This window comes from Roseateles sp. P5_E11, from assembly GCF_054049355.1.
On sequence record NZ_JBFUMO010000815.1, the window covers coordinates 1 to 1,981 of the forward strand.

Consider the following 1,981-nt stretch of genomic DNA (forward strand, 5'->3'; position numbering starts at 1 on the left):
GCACCCAACCGGGCAGGCCGAAACTGGTTGCGTCGCGCACGCGGATGCTGCGCTCGCGCAGCCGGGTCGCGATGTCAGGTCGCGGTGGGCGAGCCAGCCAGAAGTGGGTGCAACTGGGTCGCTGCAGCCAGTCCAGGCCAGCCAGCATCTTGCGCTGCTGTGCCGTCCATTCACGCAGCTGATTGCGGGCCTTGGCCAGCCACGCTTGCGTGTCGTCGCTGTGCCAGTGCATCAGCATGGCCACGCCCTCGGCCGACAGAACCCAGCTCGGCGCCAGCGACAACGCACGGGACCAGACCGGGTCGGCGGCTGGCGCGATGAGATAGCCCGCGCGTACGCCGGTCAGGCCCAGGGCCTTGTTGGGGCAGATGAGCTGCCAGGCTCCGGGCGGCAGGGCAGGGCTGTCGCCGTGAAGGCGCAGCGGCTCGTAGGCGCGGTCGATCACGACCAGGGCATCGAGCTGCGGCCATACCGGCACGCTGGCGCCGGTCGGGTTGCAAGGCTCGCAGATCCAGACCAGGGCCGGCGCCGTCGGTCGGATGTCGGCGGGTGCGGCATAGGGCTTCACCGGCAGGCCCAACGCCTGGGCGGCAAGGGCGTAGTCGCCAAAGCCGGGTTGCGGCACCCAGACCTCGCGGCGACCCGTCAACATCGCCGCCAGCGTCAGCCGGCGAATGCCCTCTGCGCCACCGGCCGTGGGCAGGACCAGGTCCGCGTCACCGAGATGGCGGCGCAGCGTGCGGTAGTTCGGGTCGGGGTAGGCCTGACGGTCGGCGGCTTGCACGGCGTTCATCAGCGTCGGCGGCGGGCCCAGCGGGCTGGCATTGGTCGAGAAGTCGTGTGCTGCTGGCGGACCCTCATCCGGTCCCCCATGCTCGGGCAGCATAGGCGCGTTCATGCCCTCAACGCCCAGGCGAGCGCGGCAAGCAGCACGGCACCGGCAAAGACGGCCTGCTGGGCGACGGCGCGGGCAGCGTGCACATCGCCGGCCTGCACGGGGCTCCCTTCGGCATTCAATGCATAGACGCCGGGCTTGGACAGCCGCCGGCCCAGCCGCAGTGCCATCGCGGCCATGGGCCAGCCGCTGTTGGGGGAGGGCGTGCGCCGGGCTTCGCGCGGCAGCCGGGCGAAGGAGGGCGGCATCAGTACCAGCGCCGTCAGCCGGGCCGGCAGCCATGACAGCAGGTCGTCCGCCCGCGCGGCCCATTTGCCGCACCACTCGCGCTCGTCGCGGTAGCCCCACATCGCGTCCGCCGTGTTGGCGAAGCGGTAGATGGCCGCACCCGGCAGTCCGGCGATGGCGAACCAGAACAGCGGCGCGATGACCGAATCGTTGAGGTTCTCGGCCAGCGTCTCGATGGCGGCCTCGCGCACCTCGGTCTCGGTCAAGGCCGACGTGTCGCGACTGACCAGGCGCGACAGCCGCGCGCGTCCAGCTTCCAGCGATTCATTCAATGCAGCTTCCACGGCCAGCGCCTCCTCGGCCAGCATGCGCCAAGCCAGCAGTGGCTTGAGCAGCAGGCCGACAGCCAAGGCGGCGCCAACGAGGCGCAACGGCGAGCTCCAGGGCTGCAGCAGGATCAGCACCCAGCCCTCCAGCCACAGCGCGATGAAGGCCACCAGCGCCGCGCCGACCAGCCAGGCCAGCGCGCCGGCGATGAAGCCGATGGCTGGCGGTAGCTTCGTCAGCTTGAACAGGCCAAGATAGCGCCCCATGCCGACGACAGGATGGGCCCAGCTCGGCGGCTCGCCCAGGCGATCCACCAGCAGAGCCACCATCATGGCCAGCGGCAGCAGCAGGTTCATATGCCCAGCGGTGGCAGGCGGGCCACCAGGCCGCCCTTGAGTCGATCAGGCCGGCGGTCCCAGGCCAGCAGGCCGTCACCCGGCTCCGAATGTTGGGCGGCCACCGACAGCAGCGCGTCGACGCTGGCGGCGTCGGGCGCGAGCTGCCCGAACAGATAGCTGTGCTTGCCAGGGC

The 1,981-nt window shown here is 71.0% G+C and carries 3 protein-coding genes; all 3 read right to left on the reverse strand.

The genetic code is table 11. The annotated features are described in order from the left end of the window. A partial coding sequence (locus tag ACXJKR_RS30955) for an aminotransferase class I/II-fold pyridoxal phosphate-dependent enzyme (protein WP_457326110.1) occupies window positions 1-898 on the reverse strand: 898 nt, incomplete at its 3' end. Further along, on the reverse strand, window positions 895-1,806 hold the full coding sequence (gene cbiB / locus ACXJKR_RS30960) for an adenosylcobinamide-phosphate synthase CbiB (RefSeq protein ID WP_457326111.1): 912 nt from the start codon (window positions 1,804-1,806) through the stop codon (window positions 895-897). The genes cbiB and ACXJKR_RS30955, both read right to left, overlap by 4 nt. Beyond that, window positions 1,803-1,961, reverse strand: a complete 159-nt coding sequence (locus ACXJKR_RS30965) for a DUF1636 family protein (protein ID WP_457326112.1) — start codon at window positions 1,959-1,961, stop codon at window positions 1,803-1,805. Before ACXJKR_RS30965 ends, cbiB begins: the two co-directional genes overlap by 4 nt. Between the last annotated feature and the right edge of the window lie 20 nt (window positions 1,962-1,981).